General features: G+C 50.4%; 18 protein-coding genes. 10 read left to right on the forward strand and 8 right to left on the reverse strand.

Annotated elements, in window-relative coordinates; all coding sequences use genetic code 11:
* Window positions 1–13: 13 nt before the first annotated feature.
* Both pseG and pseI read left to right on the forward strand, forming a co-directional pair.
* Window positions 14–1,087: a UDP-2,4-diacetamido-2,4,6-trideoxy-beta-L-altropyranose hydrolase gene (pseG, locus tag JOE21_RS01520; RefSeq protein WP_309861513.1), complete on the forward strand. Its 1,074-nt coding sequence runs from the start codon at window positions 14–16 to the stop codon at window positions 1,085–1,087.
* A gap of 116 nt (window positions 1,088–1,203) precedes the next feature.
* Complete coding sequence (pseI, locus tag JOE21_RS01525; RefSeq protein ID WP_309861515.1) at window positions 1,204–2,265, forward strand: pseudaminic acid synthase; 1,062 nt, start codon at window positions 1,204–1,206, stop codon at window positions 2,263–2,265.
* A gap of 117 nt (window positions 2,266–2,382) precedes the next feature.
* Here pseI and JOE21_RS01530 read toward each other — a convergent pair whose 3' ends face one another.
* From JOE21_RS01530 to JOE21_RS01555, 6 genes are read right to left on the reverse strand one after another with little or no spacing between them, the layout of a single operon-like run.
* Window positions 2,383–3,144: a sulfotransferase domain-containing protein gene (locus JOE21_RS01530; RefSeq protein WP_309861518.1), complete on the reverse strand. Its 762-nt coding sequence runs from the start codon at window positions 3,142–3,144 to the stop codon at window positions 2,383–2,385.
* Window positions 3,145–3,174: 30 nt separating this feature from the next.
* Window positions 3,175–4,389 carry a glycosyltransferase family 2 protein gene (locus JOE21_RS01535; RefSeq protein WP_309861520.1) on the reverse strand — a complete coding sequence of 405 codons (1,215 nt, stop codon included), beginning with the start codon at window positions 4,387–4,389 and terminating at the stop codon, window positions 3,175–3,177.
* Window positions 4,382–5,233, reverse strand: a complete 852-nt coding sequence (locus JOE21_RS01540; RefSeq protein WP_309861523.1) for a dTDP-4-dehydrorhamnose reductase family protein — start codon at window positions 5,231–5,233, stop codon at window positions 4,382–4,384. Before JOE21_RS01540 ends, JOE21_RS01535 begins: the two co-directional genes overlap by 8 nt.
* Before the next feature lie 22 nt (window positions 5,234–5,255).
* Entirely contained in the window at window positions 5,256–6,242 is a 987-nt protein-coding gene (locus JOE21_RS01545; RefSeq protein ID WP_309861527.1) for a polysaccharide biosynthesis protein, read from the reverse strand.
* On the reverse strand, window positions 6,235–7,323 hold the full coding sequence (gene wecB, locus JOE21_RS01550) for a non-hydrolyzing UDP-N-acetylglucosamine 2-epimerase (protein WP_309861530.1): 1,089 nt from the start codon (window positions 7,321–7,323) through the stop codon (window positions 6,235–6,237). The genes JOE21_RS01545 and wecB overlap by 8 nt, the downstream gene beginning before the upstream one ends.
* Window positions 7,320–8,090 carry a sugar phosphate nucleotidyltransferase gene (locus JOE21_RS01555; protein ID WP_309861533.1) on the reverse strand — a complete coding sequence of 257 codons (771 nt, stop codon included), beginning with the start codon at window positions 8,088–8,090 and terminating at the stop codon, window positions 7,320–7,322. The genes wecB and JOE21_RS01555 overlap by 4 nt, the downstream gene beginning before the upstream one ends.
* 214 nt (window positions 8,091–8,304) lie before the next feature.
* Between JOE21_RS01555 and JOE21_RS01560 the strand changes: the two genes are divergently transcribed.
* From JOE21_RS01560 to JOE21_RS01570, 3 genes are all read left to right on the forward strand, one after another.
* Window positions 8,305–9,537, forward strand: a complete 1,233-nt coding sequence (locus JOE21_RS01560) for a glycosyltransferase family 4 protein (protein ID WP_309861536.1) — start codon at window positions 8,305–8,307, stop codon at window positions 9,535–9,537.
* 86 nt (window positions 9,538–9,623) lie between these two features.
* Window positions 9,624–9,884: a hypothetical protein gene (locus JOE21_RS01565; RefSeq protein ID WP_309861538.1), complete on the forward strand. Its 261-nt coding sequence runs from the start codon at window positions 9,624–9,626 to the stop codon at window positions 9,882–9,884.
* A gap of 250 nt (window positions 9,885–10,134) precedes the next feature.
* Window positions 10,135–10,335 (forward strand): LSm family protein, encoded by a 201-nt coding sequence (locus tag JOE21_RS01570; protein WP_309861541.1) that lies wholly within the window; start codon window positions 10,135–10,137, stop codon window positions 10,333–10,335.
* Here the strand turns inward: JOE21_RS01570 and JOE21_RS01575 are convergent.
* On the reverse strand, window positions 10,332–11,672 hold the full coding sequence (locus JOE21_RS01575) for a glycosyltransferase family 2 protein (protein WP_309861544.1): 1,341 nt from the start codon (window positions 11,670–11,672) through the stop codon (window positions 10,332–10,334). The genes JOE21_RS01570 and JOE21_RS01575 overlap by 4 nt on opposite strands.
* A gap of 348 nt (window positions 11,673–12,020) precedes the next feature.
* Here JOE21_RS01575 and JOE21_RS01580 point away from each other — a divergent pair, with 348 nt between their 5' ends.
* Window positions 12,021–14,543, forward strand: coding sequence for a septation ring formation regulator EzrA (locus tag JOE21_RS01580; protein ID WP_309861547.1), 2,523 nt, complete (start codon window positions 12,021–12,023; stop codon window positions 14,541–14,543).
* A 47-nt stretch (window positions 14,544–14,590) separates the two neighbouring features.
* On the opposite strand, the gene JOE21_RS01585 is transcribed toward JOE21_RS01580, so the two are convergent.
* Window positions 14,591–15,259: a PspA/IM30 family protein gene (locus tag JOE21_RS01585; RefSeq protein WP_309861550.1), complete on the reverse strand. Its 669-nt coding sequence runs from the start codon at window positions 15,257–15,259 to the stop codon at window positions 14,591–14,593.
* A gap of 206 nt (window positions 15,260–15,465) precedes the next feature.
* Between JOE21_RS01585 and JOE21_RS01590 the strand changes: the two genes are divergently transcribed.
* From JOE21_RS01590 to JOE21_RS01605, 4 genes are all read left to right on the forward strand, one after another.
* A complete protein-coding gene (locus tag JOE21_RS01590) occupies window positions 15,466–16,932 on the forward strand; it encodes a flavin monoamine oxidase family protein (protein ID WP_309861553.1) in 1,467 nt (488 codons plus the stop codon).
* 155 nt (window positions 16,933–17,087) lie between these two features.
* Entirely contained in the window at window positions 17,088–18,632 is a 1,545-nt protein-coding gene (locus tag JOE21_RS01595; RefSeq protein WP_309861555.1) for a spore germination protein, read from the forward strand.
* Window positions 18,613–19,728: a GerAB/ArcD/ProY family transporter gene (locus JOE21_RS01600; protein ID WP_309861559.1), complete on the forward strand. Its 1,116-nt coding sequence runs from the start codon at window positions 18,613–18,615 to the stop codon at window positions 19,726–19,728. Before JOE21_RS01595 ends, JOE21_RS01600 begins: the two co-directional genes overlap by 20 nt.
* On the forward strand, window positions 19,725–20,876 hold the full coding sequence (locus tag JOE21_RS01605) for a Ger(x)C family spore germination protein (RefSeq protein ID WP_309861562.1): 1,152 nt from the start codon (window positions 19,725–19,727) through the stop codon (window positions 20,874–20,876). Before JOE21_RS01600 ends, JOE21_RS01605 begins: the two co-directional genes overlap by 4 nt.
* The last annotated feature ends 10 nt before the right edge of the window (window positions 20,877–20,886 follow it).

Raw genomic sequence — 20,886 nt, forward strand, 5'->3', positions numbered from 1 at the left:
AGGGGGGAAGGCCTTGTACGTATTGATCAGGACCGATTCCTCCACCGAGATCGGCACCGGCCATACCATGCGATGTTTAACACTGGCGGAATCGCTTCAAAAGATGGGGGCGAGCGTGGGCTTTATATGCCGGGACGGACCCGGAAACATGAACCATCTGGTTGAAAAGCGTGGATTTACGGTTCACCGACTTCCGCCGATCCATTTTGAAAGAAAAAGATTGGAATGGAACGACAGCGATGCAGAGGAGAGTCTCGCCATCCTGAAAAAGCAGCCTGCCATCGACTGGCTGATCGTCGATCATTACGCTCTCGACTGGCGTTGGGAACAGTCCATGCGAGCTTATGCCAACAAGATTATGGTGATTGACGACTTGGCAAACAGGCGCCATGATTGTGATCTGCTGTTGGATCAAAATCTACATCGCGAAATGCAGACCCGTTATCAACCATGGATGGTGCGGGATTGCCGACTCCTGACAGGACCCAGATACGCATTGTTAAGACCACAGTTTTACGTTCAAAGACAAAAATTGAAAAAGCATGACGGCTTGGTGAGACGGATTCACATTTGTTTCGGGGGCTCCGATCCCACAAACCAGACGCTGAAAGCCCTAAAGGCCGTCACTTCCCTCCGTGCAAACCAATGGGAGGTGGATGTGGTGGTGGGTCGTGCCAATCCCTACAAAGAAGAAGTGAAGAGGGCTTGTTCCCATATTCCAGGCGCATCGTTTTTCAGCCATGTGGAGGAGATGGCGGCGCTTATGGCGGAGGCGGACATCGCAATCGGCGGAGGAGGAAGCTCCATTTGGGAGAGGTGCTGCTTGGGCATTCCCAGTTTGATTATTTCCATCGCAGATAACCAGACAGAAGTGAGCCAGATGTGTCACGATCAGCAAATCATCGCGTACTTGGGCCGACAGGAGCGGGTCACTTCTCATCAAATAAAATTAGAACTGAAAAGGTTGACGGAAGACAGAAAGGCGCTTCTCGCATTAAGAACCCGTGCTTTGGCGGCTGTGGACGGCCTGGGTGCAACAAGGGTATGCCTTGCGCTATCAGGGAGCAATCCCCCCGTCCTTGAGTGAATGTAAAGTGGAACATCGGTTCTTCCGTACACATCAAATGAGGATGAGTTATTCAGACAGGAAGATCCGATCACGGGTTGGAGTGAATCGAAATCAAAAAAGGAAGAAGGGATAAGATGGTTGATCCGTATAAGGGGATCCAAATTGGTTGCCGAGAAATCAGTCGCAAACACCGACCGTTCATTATCGCCGAAATGTCCGGCAACCACAACCGATCCCTGGAACGCGCGATGAAGATTGTGGATGCCGCCGCCGCTGCCGGGGTGGATGCCATCAAATTGCAGACGTATACGGCTGACAGCATGACATTGGACTTGGACAGCGGTGATTTTTTCATTGACGATCCCAACAACCTATGGAAAGGGAATTCCCTTCATCAGTTATACCAAAAAGCCTCCACTCCTTGGGAGTGGCATGAACCGATCCGGAAACGGTGCGAGGAGCGGGGGTTGATTCTATTCAGTTCTCCTTTTGACGAGGACTCGGTGGATTTTCTGCAGAAGTTGGGGATTCCTTGTTTTAAAATCGCATCCTTTGAAAACACCGATATTCCCTTGATCAAGAAAGTGGCCGCAACAGGCAAGCCGGTAATCCTATCTACCGGCATGGCCAGTGCAGCCGAATTGGATGAAAGTATCCGGGCCGCCAGGGAGGCGGGCTGCCGCGACTTGATTTTATTGAAATGCACCAGCACCTATCCGGCGGATCCGGCCCATTCCAACCTTTTGACCATCCCCCACATGCGCGATCTTTTTCGTTGTCAGGTTGGTTTATCCGACCATACTCCCGGGATCGGAACAGCCGTTGCCGGGGTGGCGTTGGGTGTGACAGTCATCGAGAAACACCTCACCCTCAGCCGGGCGGATGGGGGAGTCGATGCCGCCTTTTCCCTGGAGCCGGATGAAATGACTGCGCTGGTCCAGGAAACCGATCGTGCCTGGCAGGCGATGGGACAAATTCATTATGGACCGACAGGGGCCGAGAAAAAATCAATCCACTTCCGCCGGTCGCTCTATGTTTCCCAAGACCTGAGAGCCGGGGATGTGTTCACGAAAGAGAATGTAAGGATTGTCCGACCTGGACACGGTCTTCCGCCCAAGTACTATGATATCTTTCTGGGGAAAAAAGTGATCCGAGATGTAAAGAAAGGAACTCCTATCGGGTGGGAGCTGATCTGATGGGGGAAAGGGGTAAAAAAACGGATTGGAACCCTTGGGTCCATCCGTTTTTTTTATTCAGGAGGGGAAGATAACCATTCCAATAACGAAGGCCAAGGGAATTTCGGTTGATGGTTGCTACCAATCCTGGTTTTGTTCATATTTCAGATCGATCAAAAGGGATCCTGCCACCCGTTTAAAATCGTTTTTGTGTTCCGGGAGAAATTCGTTTTTCCACGTGCCGACTTCCCCTTTTCTGAAGGTGGAAGATTGCAGAGGCCGGATGTTGTCGTTCATCCGTTCCATGATCTCCTGTTTGGAAAGGTTGAGAGGACGAATGTCTTCCCATAGATAATCGATGAACCGGGTCAACTCTTTTGTTCGAGTCTGCGGGTCCACCAGCTTTTCAAAGGTGGTTTTGATAATTACAGGTTGACGAAACCATTGATAGATCGGAGCTAAATGTTGATATAGGTTGGGATAACCGGTCCATCCGTGTTTGCTGGGGATTTCCGTATGGGTCAAATCGGCACCATTGATGATCACACTCAAACGTTCGGTATGGCTTTTGGTGTATTTTTTGAAGTAGGTGTGCATGGGATGGTCTTTCAAGTTGTCTCTCATGTAGAAATGGGCTAAAGAAACCGCGACATCCCGAGGATCGCGGCTGATAAAAAAGAGTCTAATCCCCCATTTCTTGAGGTTATCAAACAATTTTTCGTTGTAAGGGAAGTGACCTACGGCTACCACGCCTTCAGGGTTGAACCGGATGTCGGATAGAGTGGATTGGTAATAGTACTTACACAGATGAAACCCAGGTATCCCCTGAATTATTTGCACCATTAGATGTGTTCCGCTTTTAGGGACGGAATTAATCATAACGGTGGGTTTTTTATTCATAAAAGCACCTCATCCTACTGTATTTCTCTTTTAACACAGGATTTTCATCAGGCGATCCGTCCTGTAGAGCTCCCCGAAGCGGGGTTCGTCTTTGAGAGGGGTGAACCTGTGCTGAATCGGTTCCTTTTTTCTGGCAACATAATGGACGGAGAGAAATTCCGTTGTATGACGCTGACGAGCATAGAGGACCAACCGTTGCAAATAATCCCAAACCACGAGAGGTGGCCAGGTGGTGCGGGGACCATGGATCATCACATAAGGGGTGTGGGCGCGGGGAAGGGTTTGACGGACCGCTTCCTTTACGGTGGCGTTCGGCATTGTAAAAATCGTGACCCGGGGGTCCGGAATCTGCTTTAGGATGTGTTCTCCTGTGGTACAGGAAGAGAGATCGACCACCAACAGTTCATAGTTGCTGTAATATTGTTCCAACAATGCTTCCATGAGGTCCGTTTTGTTTTCGATCCCGTCGTAGACGGGGAAGATGACAGTGGTCTCATAGGGGATGTTGCGCCGTTGTCGGGCTTGTTGCCTGGCGATTTGAAAGGCGTATCGCCACCGGCGGTGCTGTTGTTTTGATTTTCGCAGGCGGGCGGAGACGCTGTGGGCGGAATTGACCCGATAATCCATCAACTCTTCCGGGACATAATCGATTTCACATCGTTCGGTCAAACGAAGCCAGTATTCGTAGTCTTCCACCGGCTCCAGATGATAGCCTTCTATTTTTTGGGCGTAGGATTTCTTATACATGAAAGAGACTCCGATAAAGCAAACATCGAGGAGTTCCTCTTTGGATTTTTGCTGGAACTTGCGGAATCTCACGAGATCAAGCTCGGTTTGCATGGACTTTCCCTCTCCATCTACATGGCGGAAGCTGCTGTAGACCAGTCCCAGCTGAGGCGGACCTGCATGGAGTTTGGCACGCAATGCTTCTAAGAAACGGGGGTAGTAGACATTGTCGCTGGAGATCCATGTAAGGTATCGGATGTGGGGGAGGGGAAACAGGAACGTAAACCCGGTGTTGAGCGCCTGGGAAACTCCCTTGTTCTTTTCATGAAAGAGCAGTGTCACCCGTGAATCTCCGGCCGTTTCTTCCCGGATCGTCTGTACGGTTTTCTCATCGGCTCCGTCAATCACAATGACTAACTGATATCTTTGGTAAGTCTGATGAATAACGGATTGGAGAGCAGCCTGGAGGTAGGGGGGATGTTGGTTGTACACCGGCATGACGATACCTATATCAGGCATACAGATAGTTCCTTTCTGTCTGTGTTTCCATCCAATCTTTCAATTCTTTCAACATCACGGGATAAGGGGGGACGAGATAAGTAAAATCTTCCCGGCTATTGATCAAGGTTTTATCCGATCGGAGATCATCCCTGGGGAGGATTGTAATCTCGTTTCGGTCAAACACTTCTTTGAACAGGTGGAGAAGTGTGTATTTTGATATTTTTTGAGGGGAAGCCAGGTGGACCAAACCGCTGATGGGACGAGAGAGTGACCATTGAATCGCTTTGCCCAATTCCAGCGTAGTCACTCCGTTCCAATAAACATTCCGATATCCCTCTAACACGCCTGCTTGATTCATAAACCAGTGAAACAGACCGATTCCATCCGGTTTTAGTTCGGGGCCGATGATAGAAGTTCGGATCGTCAGGTTTGTTGAATCGATCACTTCTCCCAAACTTTTCGTTTTGCCATATATGGTCGTCGTATCGGGAAGATCCTCCTCGGTATAACCACCACGATCGCCAGAAAAAACACAGTCGGTGCTGATCTGAATCAGACGGAATCCATAACGCTTTCCCCGGCGGGCGAGCCGATGGGGGAAGAAGCTGTTTACGAAAATGGCTTCTTCCAGTCGGTGGGCCGCTTCATCTTTCAAGATTCCCGTTGCGTTAATGACCACTTCGGGTTGAATCCGCTCCAGGATGGAATCAACCTCTCCCTTCTGCAGGAGATCTAACGGAAGGGAGAGGGGATGAGGCTCCCGTCTGCGCACGGTCCACCATACCTCATGTTCATTGGCGGCCAGATAATCACGCAGCATATGCCCGGCCATTCCTCCGCCGCCGAGTATCAGGATCTTCACAGGACATCTCCTCCTATTGAATTTAAGGAAGCATCCCGCCGCGCCGGAGCAATGCTTCGATCTCATCATCAGACATCGGATCGGTATCGGAGGAATAGGTTTGGAATCGCACTTTATCCAAAGAACCGTAGCGTTGTTGGAGAGCAGGCGTGGGATGGGACGGCAAGATGACGTAATACTGGCTGCTGTACCGATAGGTGCGGGGTGCTTCATTGGCGGATACCAGTACTTCATGCAACTTTTCACCTGGCCGGATTCCGATTTCCTTGATGGGGACAGAGCGGGTTGCCAAGTTTCGGGTCAAAACCTCCGCCAAATGAAGAATGCGGCAGGTTTTCATCTTCATGACAAATGTTTCTCCCCCGATGGACTCCATTGTCGCTTTGATCAACAGTTCGATCGCCTCAGAAATGGTCAGGAAAAACCGTGTCATCATTTTAGAGGTAAGAGTGATCTCGCCGTCTTCCGCGATTTGTTTTTTAAAGTAGGGCACCACACTGCCGTTGGTTCCCAAAACATTCCCTCCCCGGATGCAAACAAAACGAGTGGAGGATGTGAGGTCGTTGGCCCGGATCATCAGCTTTTCACCGAAGGCTTTAGTCATGCCATAAAAATTGACCGGATCGACGGCCTTATCGGTGGAAACGTCAATCACTTTTTTCACTTGATTACGAATGCCGGCCTGGATGACGTTTTCCGTTCCTAACACATTGGTTTTTAATGCTTCATCCGGTTGCATCTCACAAATGGGAACGTGTTTCAGCGCAGCCAGATGGAATACGTAGTCGACACCGCGGCAAGCTTGCAAGACGGATTCCCGCTCTCTCACATCGCCGATAATAAAGGTTAAGCGAGGAGATCGGAAATGCCGTTCCATGGTAACCTGTGAAAATTCGTTGCGGGAAAAGATGCGGATTTCTTTCGGTTGATGCCGGAGCAAGTGGCGTGTCAACTCATATCCCCACGAGCCGGTGGCACCAGTGATTAAAATGGTTTGTCCTTTAAACATGATTCAACCCTCCAAAGATCATATTGACCACTTTCGTTGAAACGTGAGGATCGAGATATCCATCCGGACATTGCCAAGGGCCGGAACGGTTCATCAATTGGACGCATGCGGCGATGCGATCCGGCTCCAAGCCGGACACCGTGTTACTACCGCAGGCGATTGTTTCGGGTCTTTCCGTGCTTTTTCGAATGGTGACGGCCGGTACACCGAAAATACAGCTTTCTTCTTGTACCGTTCCGCTGTCGGTTACCACGACACGGGCATTTTTCTGCAGTTTGACAAAATCGAAGAAGCTGAAAGGGGCATGGAAAACCAGCTGGCGATGGGAAACATCGATGTTGTTTTGTTTGAGACGGGTTTGCGTTCGCGGATGAATACTGCAGATGACCGGGATTTCCGTTTGGTCGGCGACCAGATGAAGACCTTTCACAATTTTTCGAAGATGAGTGGCGTTGTCCACGTTTTCAGCCCGGTGGACCGTCACCAGGATGTAGCCTCCTTTAGTCAGCCTCATGGTTTGCAATAAATCGCTGTTGTCGATCGCTTCCCGATAATGTTCCAACACTTCATAGATGGGGTTTCCCGATACCCAGATCCGGTGTGAAGGGATCCCTTCACGCAGCAAATTTTGCCGACTCCATTCGGTATAAGGCAAATTGAAGGAAGAGGCCGTATCGATGATTTTCCGGTTGAGTTCTTCCGGTACAGCCGGATCGTAACACCGGTTTCCCGCCTCCATGTGATAAACGGGAAACCCCATCCGTTCAGCCAGGATGGCACAGAGGGCACTGTTGGTATCACCGAGTATCAGGATGCGGTCAGGCTTTTCCCGCAGGAGAACTTCTTCCACTTTTGCGAACATGGTTGCGACTTGTTTTCCAAACGAATGAGTACCGGAATGGATGTGATAGTCCGGTGAGCGGATTCCCAGCTGCTTAAAAAAAATATCACTAAGGGAGCAGTCGTGATTCTGGCCGGTGTGAACGAGGATGTGCCGGGAAGCATATTGATCCAGCTTGTGAATGATGAGGCTCAAGCGGATGATCTCGGGGCGCGTCCCGAGAATCGTCATGATTTTCACGTCCCGCCCTCCTTTAATGGCTGTTTGGAGCATGTTTGGGACATTTCCACCGAATTCGATGAATCAACGGGCAGCAGTTGTGAGGCTATGGTGGCATACAGTTGGTTGGCTTCTTCAAAGTCTCCGGGCCGGCCGATATCCATCCAGAAGGCGTCATTGTGATAATGGCGCACTTTTTTATGAGCATTCAGGAGAACCTGGATTAAATCCGGCATGTCGAAAAAGGTTTGGTCGGGGATGTAGTCGATAATTTTGGGGTCCATCATGTAGATGCCCATGTTGACCAAAGCCGGATACATGGGTTTTTCAAGAAATTGGGTTACGAGGTCTTCGTGTGTCTCTAACACTCCCAGGTTAACCGGGACCTTTTTGGTTTGTGTGGCAATGGTCAGCAAACTGTCCCCAGTCCGGTGAAAATCATGGAAATCTTTCATATGAAGGGTCGTGAGCACGTCACAATTCATCATGAGAAAGGGTTGCGTGAGGCAGGTCATCCCCTTCAGGGGTCCGACTGTTCCCAGGGGACTCTTTTCCACTCGGTACCGAATGGATACCCCCCAGCGGCTTCCATCTCCAAAATAAGTTTGAATCAGGGGAGCTAGATAACCACACAACATGGTGATGTGTCGGAATCCGTGATACTTGAGTTGTTTCACGATAATTTCCAATGTCGGCTGTCCCCCGACGGGGAGGAGCCCTTTGGGTAACACTTGGGTGTACGGGGCCATTCGGGTTCCTTTGCCACCGGTGACGATCACGGCATCCATGCCAAGCTCCCCTCCTTTGCTGTTTATGGATCTTCTCGAAAAAGGCGCTTTCTGTGAAGTAATCTATTCATTCGTATAAATAAGCGTATAGTCAGATCAATCATGGCTCTTAAAATAGTTATTGGCACAAACTGGATTTCATAGGCTTGTGAACGGGTCACTAATAGAACCGGTTTGTATAATAATTGGGAACCTTAAGGGAGGGAGGGTGAATATGAAAGTTGTGATTCCGATGAGCTCATTGGAGACCGGAGGAGGATGCCGTGTTCTAGCGGATATCGCTAATGCATTGGTTGCTAGGGGTCACGAGACGGAGATCATCCTCCCGCAGTGGTCTCCAATCGCCTATCCAGTCAACGCCAAGGTGATACGGGTGCCCGCCCTAAAAAAAGACAACATCCCCTATGGGGACATTGTCCTGGCCAATTTCTACACCACCTTTCAGCCGGCTTATGAGGCGTGGCCGAAGCAATGTGTCCGATTGTGTCAAGGATTCGAGCCAGACTGGCTTAAGGGAGAGAATCGGGAATGGGCATTGTGGACCTATAAACAAAAGGTACCCGTTATCAGTGTCTCCCATTGGCTGGATTCCCGGATTCACCAACTTGCAGGAATACGGTCGACTGTCGTCAATCTGGGAGTGGATCCACAGGTTTTTCAAGCGGGAACCGGACGGCAAAGCCCCGTCCAACCGGCAGCGGCTTCCTCGCAAGATAAACCCGCCTTTCCGTCACTTATTAAGGCGTGGCTAAGACGGTCCGGCTTCGGGGGCAAAAATCTCTGGAACCATAAACAGCGAAAGGATTCCCCCTGGTCGGAGGAGGGCCATTCACCGCAAATGTTCCGTACCGGAATCGGACAACGGCAACCTGTCAGTCATCGGACTAAAGTGATTCTCTACATCGCCCGGGATCCCAAGGTGGGGTATGCCCTGAAGGGATACGATGATTTCGTTAAAGCCATGTATCGATTGAAGAAAATGGATAAAGGGAATTTCATCGTCCACATGATCTGTACGGAAAGGGAGTTGCCTTTACCGGGGATTCTCCATCGGACATTCCGGCCGGCTGATGATCAGGGGATGGTGGACTTGTACCGGTCGGCCGATGTGTTCGTTTCCACTTCGTGGATCGAAGGGTTTGGGTTACCACCTTTGGAGGCGATGGCTTGTGGAACGCCCGTCGTCACCACCAATTCCGGCGGAGTGATGGATTTTTGCCGCCACCTGGAAAACGCCTATGTGGTACCACCCCAAAATCCCCAAGCTATTGCCCATGGCATCGTTTCTGTCTTGTCCAACACGAACGTGGCCGAGAGATTGGTCCAAGGAGGGAAAGAAACGGCAAGGCGGTTGACGAAACACGCTTTTGAACAAAAGATGGTGGACGCCCTGGAAACAATCATTCAAAATCGTCGGGCTAAACATGAGATTGAAGGGAGTCCCTAATATCAGAAAGGAAGAGTGAACCAGGGATGATCAATCAAACTGGAACGATCAGAATACAGCAGAACCGGAGATTGCAGAGAAGGATCATGCGTCGCGTCCGACGCCTACTTAGGCAGATGAGACGCGACATCTTAGGGGAAGTTCGGGATTTGCTGAATGAACGGAATCAGCGACTGCAAAATGAGCTCTCGGATTTACTAAACCAAACTGTGGAAATCACCACCCGCGATGGAACCGTCCAAGGAACACTGGTCAGTGTGGGGAACGATTTTGCGGAAATCTTGGGGGCTGATGGAAATATTGTATTAATTCCATTTGAAAACTTGATAAGTTTCAGCAGTATCTAAACCAAGGGGGTGTATAAATTGTGCCTGTTTAAATGGTTCTGTTGTTTCCGGAATCGGAGATTGAGAAGAGAGTTGTTAAAATTCTTAAACCAAAATGTGGAGATTACCACCCGCAATGGAACCATCCAGGGAAGACTGGTCCGTGTGGGGAAGGATTTTGCAGAAGTCCGGGAGGCTAGCGGGAACATCGTGTTGATTCCGTTTGAGAATTTTGTAAGTATACGCAAGATATAGATGGGAGGTGGACGGATTGTTCCTATTTCAACGATTGAGACAGTTTATCGGTTGTCAAGTGGAAGTCATGACCGCGGCAGGACTGACGGAGGGTACACTGATTTCAGTAACTCCGGTTACCATTGTCGTGCAAGTGGCAGTCGACCCCGGATATCCGCCTGTGACGGTAACGATCAACATCTTTGCGATTTCGTTTATCCGCATTACGTCATGTTAGGACCCGTTCTTGGAATATTGGCGAAGAAGCCAATCCTTCCAGGCGAAAAAGTGATGGACGTTTTTGTGGGAGACGCTGTCTGCCCGAAGGCGGACATGGTAATGAAAGCCGGGAGCATAATGGATCCGGTGGGTTTCCAGCAGTTTTAAAACCACCCGGATATCTTCATATAACCTGCCGTTGCAATAGTCATCCACGGGCCAACCGCCGATTTGTCGGATGGCTTCCCGCCGGTATATTCGCGGTCCGATCGGGGCCAGATCGTCCAAGTATTGGTCCAGGGATTGGATCGGGGCCCCTTTTCTTTGGTGTCGGCAGGTGAAGCGGCCGGTAGATTCTTCATGCCAGTAAATACGATCCCCGTAAAGAAGAGCCACTTTCTCCGACAGCCCGCGAGACGAGCGAACCACCCAATCAAGTGCCTCGGGGCCCAGCCAGTCATCCGCATCCAGCTCAAACAACCATTCTCCTCGCGCCTCTTGCCAGGCTTCGTTAAGACAATGAACTTTACCCCGATTAACGGGGCGGGACAACCAGCGGATCCGGGGATCGTTAAACCTTCGGACTTCTTCTGCTGTCCCGTCTGTGGACCCGTCATCGATCACAATTAGTTCAAAGTCGGGAATGGTTTGGTAGAGAACAGAGGTCAATGCCCAAGGGATCGTTTGAGCCCCGTTATAGACGGACAGCAGAAAGGAGACCAATGGTGGTCCGGTCGGCGATGGAAAGAGAGGGCGCCCCTGTTCCAACCCGGCCAAAAAGCGGTCGATCCACATTTGTTTTTGCCGTTCCCAAGGAGATTCCTCCCGGCGGGGAGAATGAACGTCAAGGGTCAACACCTTTTTCTCGGAAGAAGGAAGAGTGGACCAACGAAAATGATCCGCCGCCTCAGGGAAGGGCCAATCTTTTTTTGACGGCCACCCTCCTTGACCCTGTAAACGGGATCGGTTCCAACAGTAGAGAAGGGACCCGTTCTTACTCTCTACGCGAATCCCGGTAAGAGCGGGGTTGAATGGTATCATCTGTTTTAACTCTTTCAAGGCGGTTGTGAAAACGAGAGGATCCACCCTATTGGTTGAAACGGAACAGACCCAGCAGGATGATAGCCGGCTGAGGGCGCGGTTCATGGCGTCTCCCCAATGGTTGCCGCTAACCGTGATTTCCCGGATCCCTTTAGCCAGTCCGAGGTTCTTGGGGAGGGGAGATCCGGAGGCGGACCCCATTAAGACGGCGATCTCCGGAACCCGTTCCTGATCCATCCACCGATGAGCATTCGTGTGCATCATCTGCCGAAGTTGCAAAATTGAACCGTCATGACGCCATATTACCCCAATCAACGCAAGCACCTCTATTCCAGGATGGCTGACCCGTTTATCCCTTCCTTAATTGTATGAAAGGGGATGGAGAAGGTTACTTCCGATACGGTCTCATTATCGGAAGTAACCCGTTCCTGCTCATCACGAAAAATCATCTCGATTTTCGAGATGATTGTAGAAGGGTTTTAATAGGGTGCCCCATCTGTATTCCGGATGGGTGTTTCGTCGTAAATTACCCCTCTTCAGTTGTTCGCAACAGTCAAACAACTCGTCCGCTGAATGGCTTTCTATCAATTATGAAATATTTTACCATATGCTCTTTTAATCTATTATAATAGGAAAGGGAGTCATCTCAAAGGGGGATTATTCATGAAGCTTCGACCGATCATCGTATTGTCTTTCGTGATATTATTCATTGTTTTTACTACCGTACAGACAGGTTATGCCGCGTTAAAAGATGAACGGATCGTGGATGGGGGGGATTTTTTTACTGCCGAGGAAGAACAGAGGCTGCATGAGTTGTTCGACAACCAGTCCATCGATTTTTTTCTTGAAACAATCCCCGGCTTAAACGGGCGCAAGATCGCCGATTATGCCGATGACGCTTTGAAGCCGCTGCCTACCGAATCAGTCCTGATCCTGCTTGCTGAAGAGGAACGGGAAGTGTACATATGGACCGTCAGCGAAAAAATCGATGAGGCGCTGGTGGCACATGCGGGGGAAAACCCTTATGAAAAAATCATAGAGTCCACCTTCATCCCGCTGGCGCAAGAGGGTGATTTCATCGGGGGCATCGAGGCGGTGGTGAAAGAGGTAGGGGAGGCGGTCGATGAAGCTGCTTCGGCACCTGCCCCCTCACCGGCGACAACAGAGGAAAGGGCGGTTGCCGCTGATCCGGAGTACCATCCAGCGGAGGCTGTCCTTGCCCTTATGATTCTTACCTTCCCGATCTGGGTTGTCGTCGGTTATCAATGGTACCGCATTGCCAAAGAGCGCCGCCGCTTCCAGCAGCTCTGTGATGAATGGAAAGTCTTTGAACGGTCCTTGTACGCCCCTTTTAATGAAGTGGACGACCGAGTGCGACTAAGCAAAGGAAAAACGGCGGAAACATGGATCGAAATCCGTGACCGGCTGGGATCTTTGATTGAAGAAACGAAAGCATATCGAGGTACCCTCCATTATCCCATTCGTCCGTTTAAAGGAAAGCAGATAAATCAGATGCTGATGGATATCCATTTCCGGGTTGAAGAGGCGAAAGAGGATTTAGCCGATCTAGAGTCGAAAATCAACGATTTGCGAGAAACGGAAAAGGCGGTTACCGCTGATTTACAACATGAAAGAGACCGGTTGGATTCTGTTTATAAACACTTGGTATCCTGGCAAACGGAAAAAGGGTGGCCGCTTTCACAGTTGGAAAGTCGTTACGAGGAAGCAAAAACCCGATTGGAACAGGCCGAGTCATTTGATCATTCACTTGATTATCTGTCAGCTGCCAGGAATACAGAAGAAGCGAGGGAACAAATCAATCAGCTGTTAAAAGAGACAGACACCATCAAGGAGCGGGAAGAAGCGGTTGATTTACTGGATGAAACATTGCGAAAGAGCCGGTCTCAAGTCGAAGAACAGGTGAAAAGAGAGCGGCTGCTACTCGTAGATGCCAATCCGTATGAACCGTTGCAATCAGCAGAAAGCCTGATATCGAATATCCGCCAATTGTTTATTCAAGGGGATGTGGCCGGATTTAAGAAACAGTATACCGCATTTTTGCAGCTCCTTGAAAATGGACAGCAAGAGGTGGACCAGTTGGTGAAGCTGCGGGATGAAACGATTAAAGAGGTGGAAAAAATTCGTTCATCCCTCCCGGGACAGGATAAACTGGATCCGTCTTTTCACGAGCAGCTCGATCGGTTGCAACAGCGGTTTACCGCCTCTCATTGGGAAGATCTCCCTGACCGATTTGAAAGGGTCAAGCGGGCGAGTCTTCAAATCGAAGAACAATTGTTTCAGGTGGAAGGCGATCTCGCCCATGAGGTACAGCAGTATCATCGCGCCGGAAATCGGATGGCGGAGATCAAGCAGCTGCACCGACAGGTTGAACAGGATTACAGAGACTGCTTCGGCCGATATGATCATCTGCAGGAACAGTCGACCCGCATACAAAAAACGGTGCGACAAGCGGCAGAACAAGTGGATCGACTCATCCAGAAGATGAACGAGGAACGCCTGTCCGTCGAATCCATCACCCATACGATGGAAAGAATTCAGGAACAGCTGCGTTTCATCGAAAGTCGATGGAGTCAATCCCCATTGGATCTGAATGATCTTGAACACGTCGAGGAACAGGTCAGGCAGGATATCGATCATGTGAGGCAGGAAGTGGAGAAGCGGTTGCAGCAAAAGAAACAAGTCACCGCAGATCTGAATAAATTGCAGCAGCACTTTCGCAATACGGAAAGGAAATTGTCCGGCAGCTTCACGGCAAATAGTTACCGTCGCGATTTTCAGCGGTTGGTGGAAACTGTCCAAACATCCATGAATCGTGGTTTGTTTGATCAAGCAGAGTCTGACATTCGTATCGGTTACGATACGATCAGAGAGATGGAGAGGGAGTATCGGGAAACCCAACGTCAGCAACAACATCATCAACCTTATACAGGCGGCCACCATATAAGGAGCGGGGTTTCCGCCTCTTTACGAAACCTCTCAAGCGGAGGTGGAATTGCCTCCAATAAGAGCAAGGGGGGCGGTTTGCACCGAGGGGGAGCCTCTAAACGTTCCGGTTCAGGAAAATCGGCGAAACCCAAAGGGGGCGGTTCGAGCTGGGGAGGATCCTCGAAGCGTTCCAGTTCGGGACGATCCTCCAAACCTAAAGGGGGCGGAGCAAAATGGTAAAAAAACAGAGGTGCGAGTAGCACCTCTGTTTTTTGTTAAAAGGGTCTTTATTTGTTTAGCTTTGCTTTTAACGCTTCCAGCTCATCGTCCACTTTGTTAGAAGTGGAGAGATTGGCCAGTTCGTCGTCCAGAGAGCGGTTGGATCCGCGCATTTCCTCTGAAGTTTCGGCTTCCGCTTCATATTTCATTACCTTTTCTTCCATCCTCTCAAAACCCTGACGGGCACTGTCATGGTTGATATCGGAAAGCGTCCGATTCACTTTCGTTCTTGCTTTTGCACTGGTTGCCCGTGCTTTTAGCGCGTCTTTTTTCATTTTCATCTCTTGATATTCATCTTTCATTTCTCTCAACTTATCACGGAGTTCTTGAGACAATTTTCGGGCTTCTTCATAGGAATCGTGCAAAGAATCCGCTTGTTGTTGATGCTTTTGCTTATCTTCCAACACCCTGCGTGCCAAATCTTCATCGCCGGATTGGAGTGCGTGCAGGGCTTGCTGCTCCCGTTTTTCAACAAACGCTTGAGCCTCCCGCAGCTTTTTCTCCAGCATTTTCTCGTTGGTAACCTGACTGGCCACGGCCGCTTCCACTTCCGATATGTCTTTCCCCATATCGATCAGATACTGATCCAACATTTTTACCGGGTCTTCCGCCTTATCCAGCATCGCGTTTAATTCGGATGAGACCAGTGTTCGAACACGTTTGAACAAACGAAACATGGAAAATACCCCCTTGTTCAGATCTTTTTTAGTGTAACATAGTTGATTTCATTTGGGCTGACGTTTGGTCACTCCCGCAAGCTTTGCGGGCAAATGTTGACTTTTCAGGTGGGGAGAGGCGGTCTATGATCGTAAAATCCGTTTTAAAGAATAGGATGGTTAGAGGCGGAGTTCATGAAAGAGGTCCGCCGGGAAGGAGGAGGCATATGCCTCTTTTTACCCCTCCACTGTTACCGCCTGAGGAGATGGTTCGGATCATTCGAACCGGCCTTCCCCCATCCATCCGTCCTCAGACCGTCCTAATCGCCGGTGCTGGGATGGCAGGGCTGGTTTCCGCCTCCTTGCTGAAGGAAGCCGGTCATCGCGTTATCCTTCTCGAGGCATCTAATCGAGTGGGGGGACGGATCTATACGATACGCACTCCTTTTTCCGATGGTCTCACCTTTGAGGCGGGGGCGATGCGGATCCCGGACATTCACTATCTAGTTTGGGAATATATCAGGAAGTTCCGCTTGCCTGTCAACCGTTTTATCATCACGACCCCATCGGATCGAATCTATGTGAACGGCGTGTTAACCCGTCGAAGGTTCTACGAGCAAAATCCCCGGATCCTTCGATTTCCCCTGCGTCCAGATGAGGGGGATCAAACCGCTACCCAGTTGTTCCATTCCACGGTGCGACAGATTGTGGAAGGATTTTACGGAAGGCCCGGCTGGCAGATGGAACTGCTGCGAACGCTGGAGCCGTGTTCGGTCCAGGATGTCTTTCAATGGCCTCCTTTTGGGAGACCCTTGTCCCAAGGGGCAATCGATATGATCAAGGTGATGTTGGATACAAGCGGTATGATGGAGCTCTCCTTTTTAGATGTGGCACGTTTCCTATTGGTCCTAACCGATCCAACCATCCGTTTCTATGAAATCTCAGGAGGAATGGATCGCTTGCCTGCCGCTTTCCTGCCGCAGTTGCAAGAGGATCTTTTGTTGGAACGAAAGATTACAGGCATTCTCCCGCAGAAAGACCAGGTAACTGTCGAAGGGGTTTGCACGAAAACGGGGGAGCGTTTTCACATGACGGGGGACCGTCTGATCGTTACGCTTCCGTTTTCGGTGCTCCGCCTGGTGGAAGTGATCCCGCTTACGTCTTTCTCCTATCAAAAACGAAAAGCGATTCGAGAACTCCACTATGCGGCTGCAACCAAAGTGGGGATAGAATTCACCGATCGTTTCTGGGAGGAAAATGGAGAGAGGGGAGGCAGTACCACAACGGATTTGCCGATCCGTTTCACTTTCTATCCCAGCGATGCCGACCCTGTCGATCCGGCAGTCATTACGGCCAGCTATACGTGGGCGGACGAATCCCTGACCTGGACCCCTCTGGAAACCCCGGAAGCCACTCGGGTGGCATTGCGAAATATGGCTGCGATTTATGGGCCTGTGGTATACGAAAAATATCGGCGAGGAATTTCCTACAACTGGTCTCGGTCTCCTTACGCTGCTGGAGGATTCTCTATTTTTAAGCCCGGACAGGAAGCGGAATTGTCCCATGCGATCTCCGCTCCTGAAGGGAGGGTCCATTTCGCCGGTGAGCACACTTCCCAAGCACGTATGTGGATTGAGGGGGCGATCCAGTCGGGAATCCGGGTCGCAAAGGAGGTCCATGACTGCAATCAGTAATCCGAGAGTTTCAGCAGTAATCAAAAGGCGCCATAGGCGCTTTTTTTACGTACAAAAGCAAACGTGAACGATGAAAGAGGAGGGAGCAGGAGTTTGGATAAAATTTCTTCACAAGGACAACTTAGGAAATAGACCAGCGAAATGGAGAGAAATCGATGGACTTTTTCAAGAAGATCTTTCGCAGCCATTCCCGTTCCCAACACAATCCGGACGTAGAGAGCCATGAAGAAGTGCGGATGGTTTCCTCTTCTGTCGAAGACAACTTGGCCTATATCCGGGAATCCCTATTCCACACGGAGGATCTGAAAACCCGCCAACTCTCCTATCACGGACGCAGCGGCGCATTGGTCTATCTGAACACAATGGCGGACTTTGCCAAGATTCAGGACGGAATTCTCAAACCGATGGCGTTGAACGAGGGAAAAAAGCCCCTGGAGGAAGTGATCGCCTCCCCTCAAGTGGAGACGGAGGAAGAATTGGACCCTGCCGTGGAACAGTTGCTCCACGGTCATATCATTCTCTTGTTCGAAGGATTGAAGGAATGCTATGTCGCTCAGGCCCATGCCATCCATCGGCGGCCGGTATCCGAACCGGACACTGAAAAGGTACTGCGGGGTCCTCACGAAGGATTTGTGGAGAATCTGCTGGTCAATCTTCACTTGGTTCGCAAACGGCTGGACAATCAACAGCTGAAAGTTCGCTATTTTACGGTGGGGAGAAAAAACAAAGCCAAGTTGGCCGTTCTGTATATACATGATTTAGCAAACCCCGAAGTGGTGGAAGAGGTGGAACAACGACTGCAATTCATCCGGGCCGATTCGGTTCTGTCTCCCGGTTATGTACAGGAATACCTGGAGGGGAAGGTGTACTCGCCTTTTCCCCAGATGTTGAGCACCGAGCGGCCGGATCGGGTGATGGGAAATATCATGGAAGGCCGCGTCGCCATCATAATGGAGGGAAGCCCCACGGCTTTGATTGTCCCTGTTACGTTCACCGCTTTTTATCAGTCGACGGACGATTACAGCATGAGACCCATTATCGGATCATTTTTTCGCTTGATCCGTTTTATCAGTTTTTTCATCTCCATTTTACTGCCCTCGTTTTATATTGCAGTCGTCTCTTTTCACTATGAAGTGATTCCTTCGGAGCTGGTTTTTCCCATGAAGAGCAGTGTGGAGATCGTTCCTTTTCCCCCCATATTGGAGGCGCTCCTGTTGGAGATTACCGTCGAGCTGATCCGGGAAGGCGGGATTCGTCTGCCTAGTCCCGTCGGTCAAACCATCGGGATCGTCGGGGGTTTGGTGATCGGGGAGTCGGCGGTACGGGCCGGGCTCGTATCCAATACGATGGTGATCGTCGTGGCGTTGACCGCCATCGCCTCGTTCGTGGTTCCAACCAACGAGATGGGGGCATCGATTCGAATTCTGCGCTTTCCCATGATGTTGTTGGCCTCCTTGTTCGGTTTTCTGGGAATCATGTTCGGTTCGTTGCTGCTATTGATTCACTTAACCCGGCTGGAGTCTTTCGGGACACCCTTTTTCGCCCCGGCCATCCCTTTGCGGCTGCGAGATATGAAAGATACGATCATCCGTCTGGCGATGTGGCAGTTAAATGAGCGGCCTGCAGACGCCAAACCGCAGAAATGGAGGCAGGAACACCATTCAAGGGGCTGGAAACGAGATGACCCAGAAGAAAATTAGCATCACCCCAACGCAATTTATGCTTATCGTTCTCCAGACCCAGGTGGGCGCAGGGATTATCGGTCTCCCGTTTGGTGTACATGCGGAAGCGAAGGGAGACAGTTGGCTTGCCGTCCTGATCGCAGGAGTGATCACCCAGCTGCTGATTCTATTGATCTGGACCCTGAATAAGCGTTTTCCTTCCCAATCTATCTATGAGTTTCTTCCTAAGCTGCTGGGGAAGTGGCTGGGGAAACTCTTGATTTTGGGATATAGTCTGTTTTTTGTGATGCTCTCCTCTACGGTCATGATCCGCTACTTCGGTGTCGTCCATATCTGGATGCTCCCGGAAACGCCGCGCTGGGTCATCAACGGTCTTTTGTTCGCCGCCGCCGTCTACCTAGGGATTTCCAACTTGAGACAAATCGCCCGCCTGTATGTGTTTGCTTCTGGAGTGGTGGCCATTCATATTCTGATCGCAACGCTCACCTACTTTGACCCTTTTACCACGACGAACATCGACTACATCCTTCCTTTGGGGCAGATCGCCGGTCCGATCAACCTATTGAAAGGGGCGAACCAGAGCTTTTTCGCGATGACGGGATTTGAGACGATGTTAGTGCTTTATCCCTTTGTAGAGGGGAGTCCTGCCGCTAAGTTGAAAGCGGCCTCTCTGGCCAATTTATGGACGACCCTTATCTATGTATTTATCACCTTTACCGCCCTTGTGGTATTCAGCCCGGTGGAAATGGGGTTGATTCCTGAGCCGGTCATCTATATGTTGAAAGCCTTTCGGTTTCAGTTGGTGGAACGGCCGGACCTGTATTTTATCTCTCTTTGGGTGGTGTCCATCTTTACTTCGATGTTCAGCTTTCTCTATCTGGCGATACTGGGGATCACCCGGTTCTTTAATCATCATGTTCACCGAAAGTGGGTACTCTGGGTGGTGCTGCTCGGCTATGCGATCACCTTTATTCCTTTCGGTCATTTGGATGTAGAAAACCTTAGCGAGGTCGTCGACATCTTGTCCTATATTTTCATCGTAGGAATTCCGCCCATTTTGCTGATTCTCTCCTATCTGTTCGGCAAACAGGGAGAAAAGGGGGAAGTGAGATGAAACGAATCATGCTGCTGATCTTCTCTCTGCTCATGCTCTTGTCCCAGACCGGTTGTTGGGATCTCGCCCTGTTGAAAGACGCCCGCCTGCTCGTGATCGTCGGGTTGGATCGGACACCTGAAGGCAAACTGCTGACCACTACGGCAATTCGAGAAGTGCGGATTACAGAAGGAGGGGCGGAACCGACCAACGTGATCTTAAAAACCACCGGCCGTACCCCGCGTGAAACACGGGACAACGGGGATCGCCGCATAAACAACCGGTTTGACCCTTCCAAAAACCGAACCCTGGTCCTGGGGGAACAGCTGGCACGTGAAGATATCTATCCCGTTCTGGATATCTTTTTTCGGGATCCCAAAAGCGCTTTAAATGCGCATTTTGCCGTGGTCAAAGGACGGGCGGAGGGGTTGGTCGATTTAAAGAAAGTGGGGGATACCTTGATCGGAGAATATGTCGATGAAGTGATCTCCAGTGCCGAAAAGACCACCCTCGTTCCCCAGGTGAACATTAAAAGCGTCTCTCCGATGATGTTCGACCCGGGCCAGGACTTTGCGGTCCCGTACTTGACGACAGAAGTGGGTGATCTTCAAGCGGCGGGGATTGACAATGAAAAGGATGTGTCGGTGGAGGGGATCGCCATGTTTCACGGGCGCCACATGACCGGAACCCTGAATCGGTTAGAGTCGCGGCTGTTTCTGTTGATGGCCAACAAAAAGAACCAAATCGCCCGGCTGATCATGCAGGTGGATCCCGGCGAGACCGGCGATGTCGATTCCTATATCACCATCGACATCCGACACATAAAGCGGGCATTAGACGTACAAGTCCGCCCCGACGGAACCATCCGGGCAGATCTAAATCTGGAATTGGATGTGGCCGCCATTGAATATCCCAAAGACGAATTGATGGAGCAGCCTGTGGTGGAACGGCTGAATAAAAAGATTTCCCAAAGTTTGACCCACCAAGCTACCCAAGTGATCAAAAAAATGCAGCGTTCCCGCTTTGACGGCTTCGGCATCGGCCGCCGCATCATGGCCCACTATCCGGAGGAATGGCAAGGAGCAAAGTGGTGGACAAAAACCTATCCCAAGATTACGCTCCGCCCGCAGATAAAAGTACAGATCATCGGACATGGGATCCTGGGTTGAGAAACGCCCT

Source organism: Desmospora profundinema, assembly GCF_031454155.1.
Classification (GTDB): Bacteria; Bacillota; Bacilli; order Thermoactinomycetales; family DSM-45169; genus Desmospora; species Desmospora profundinema.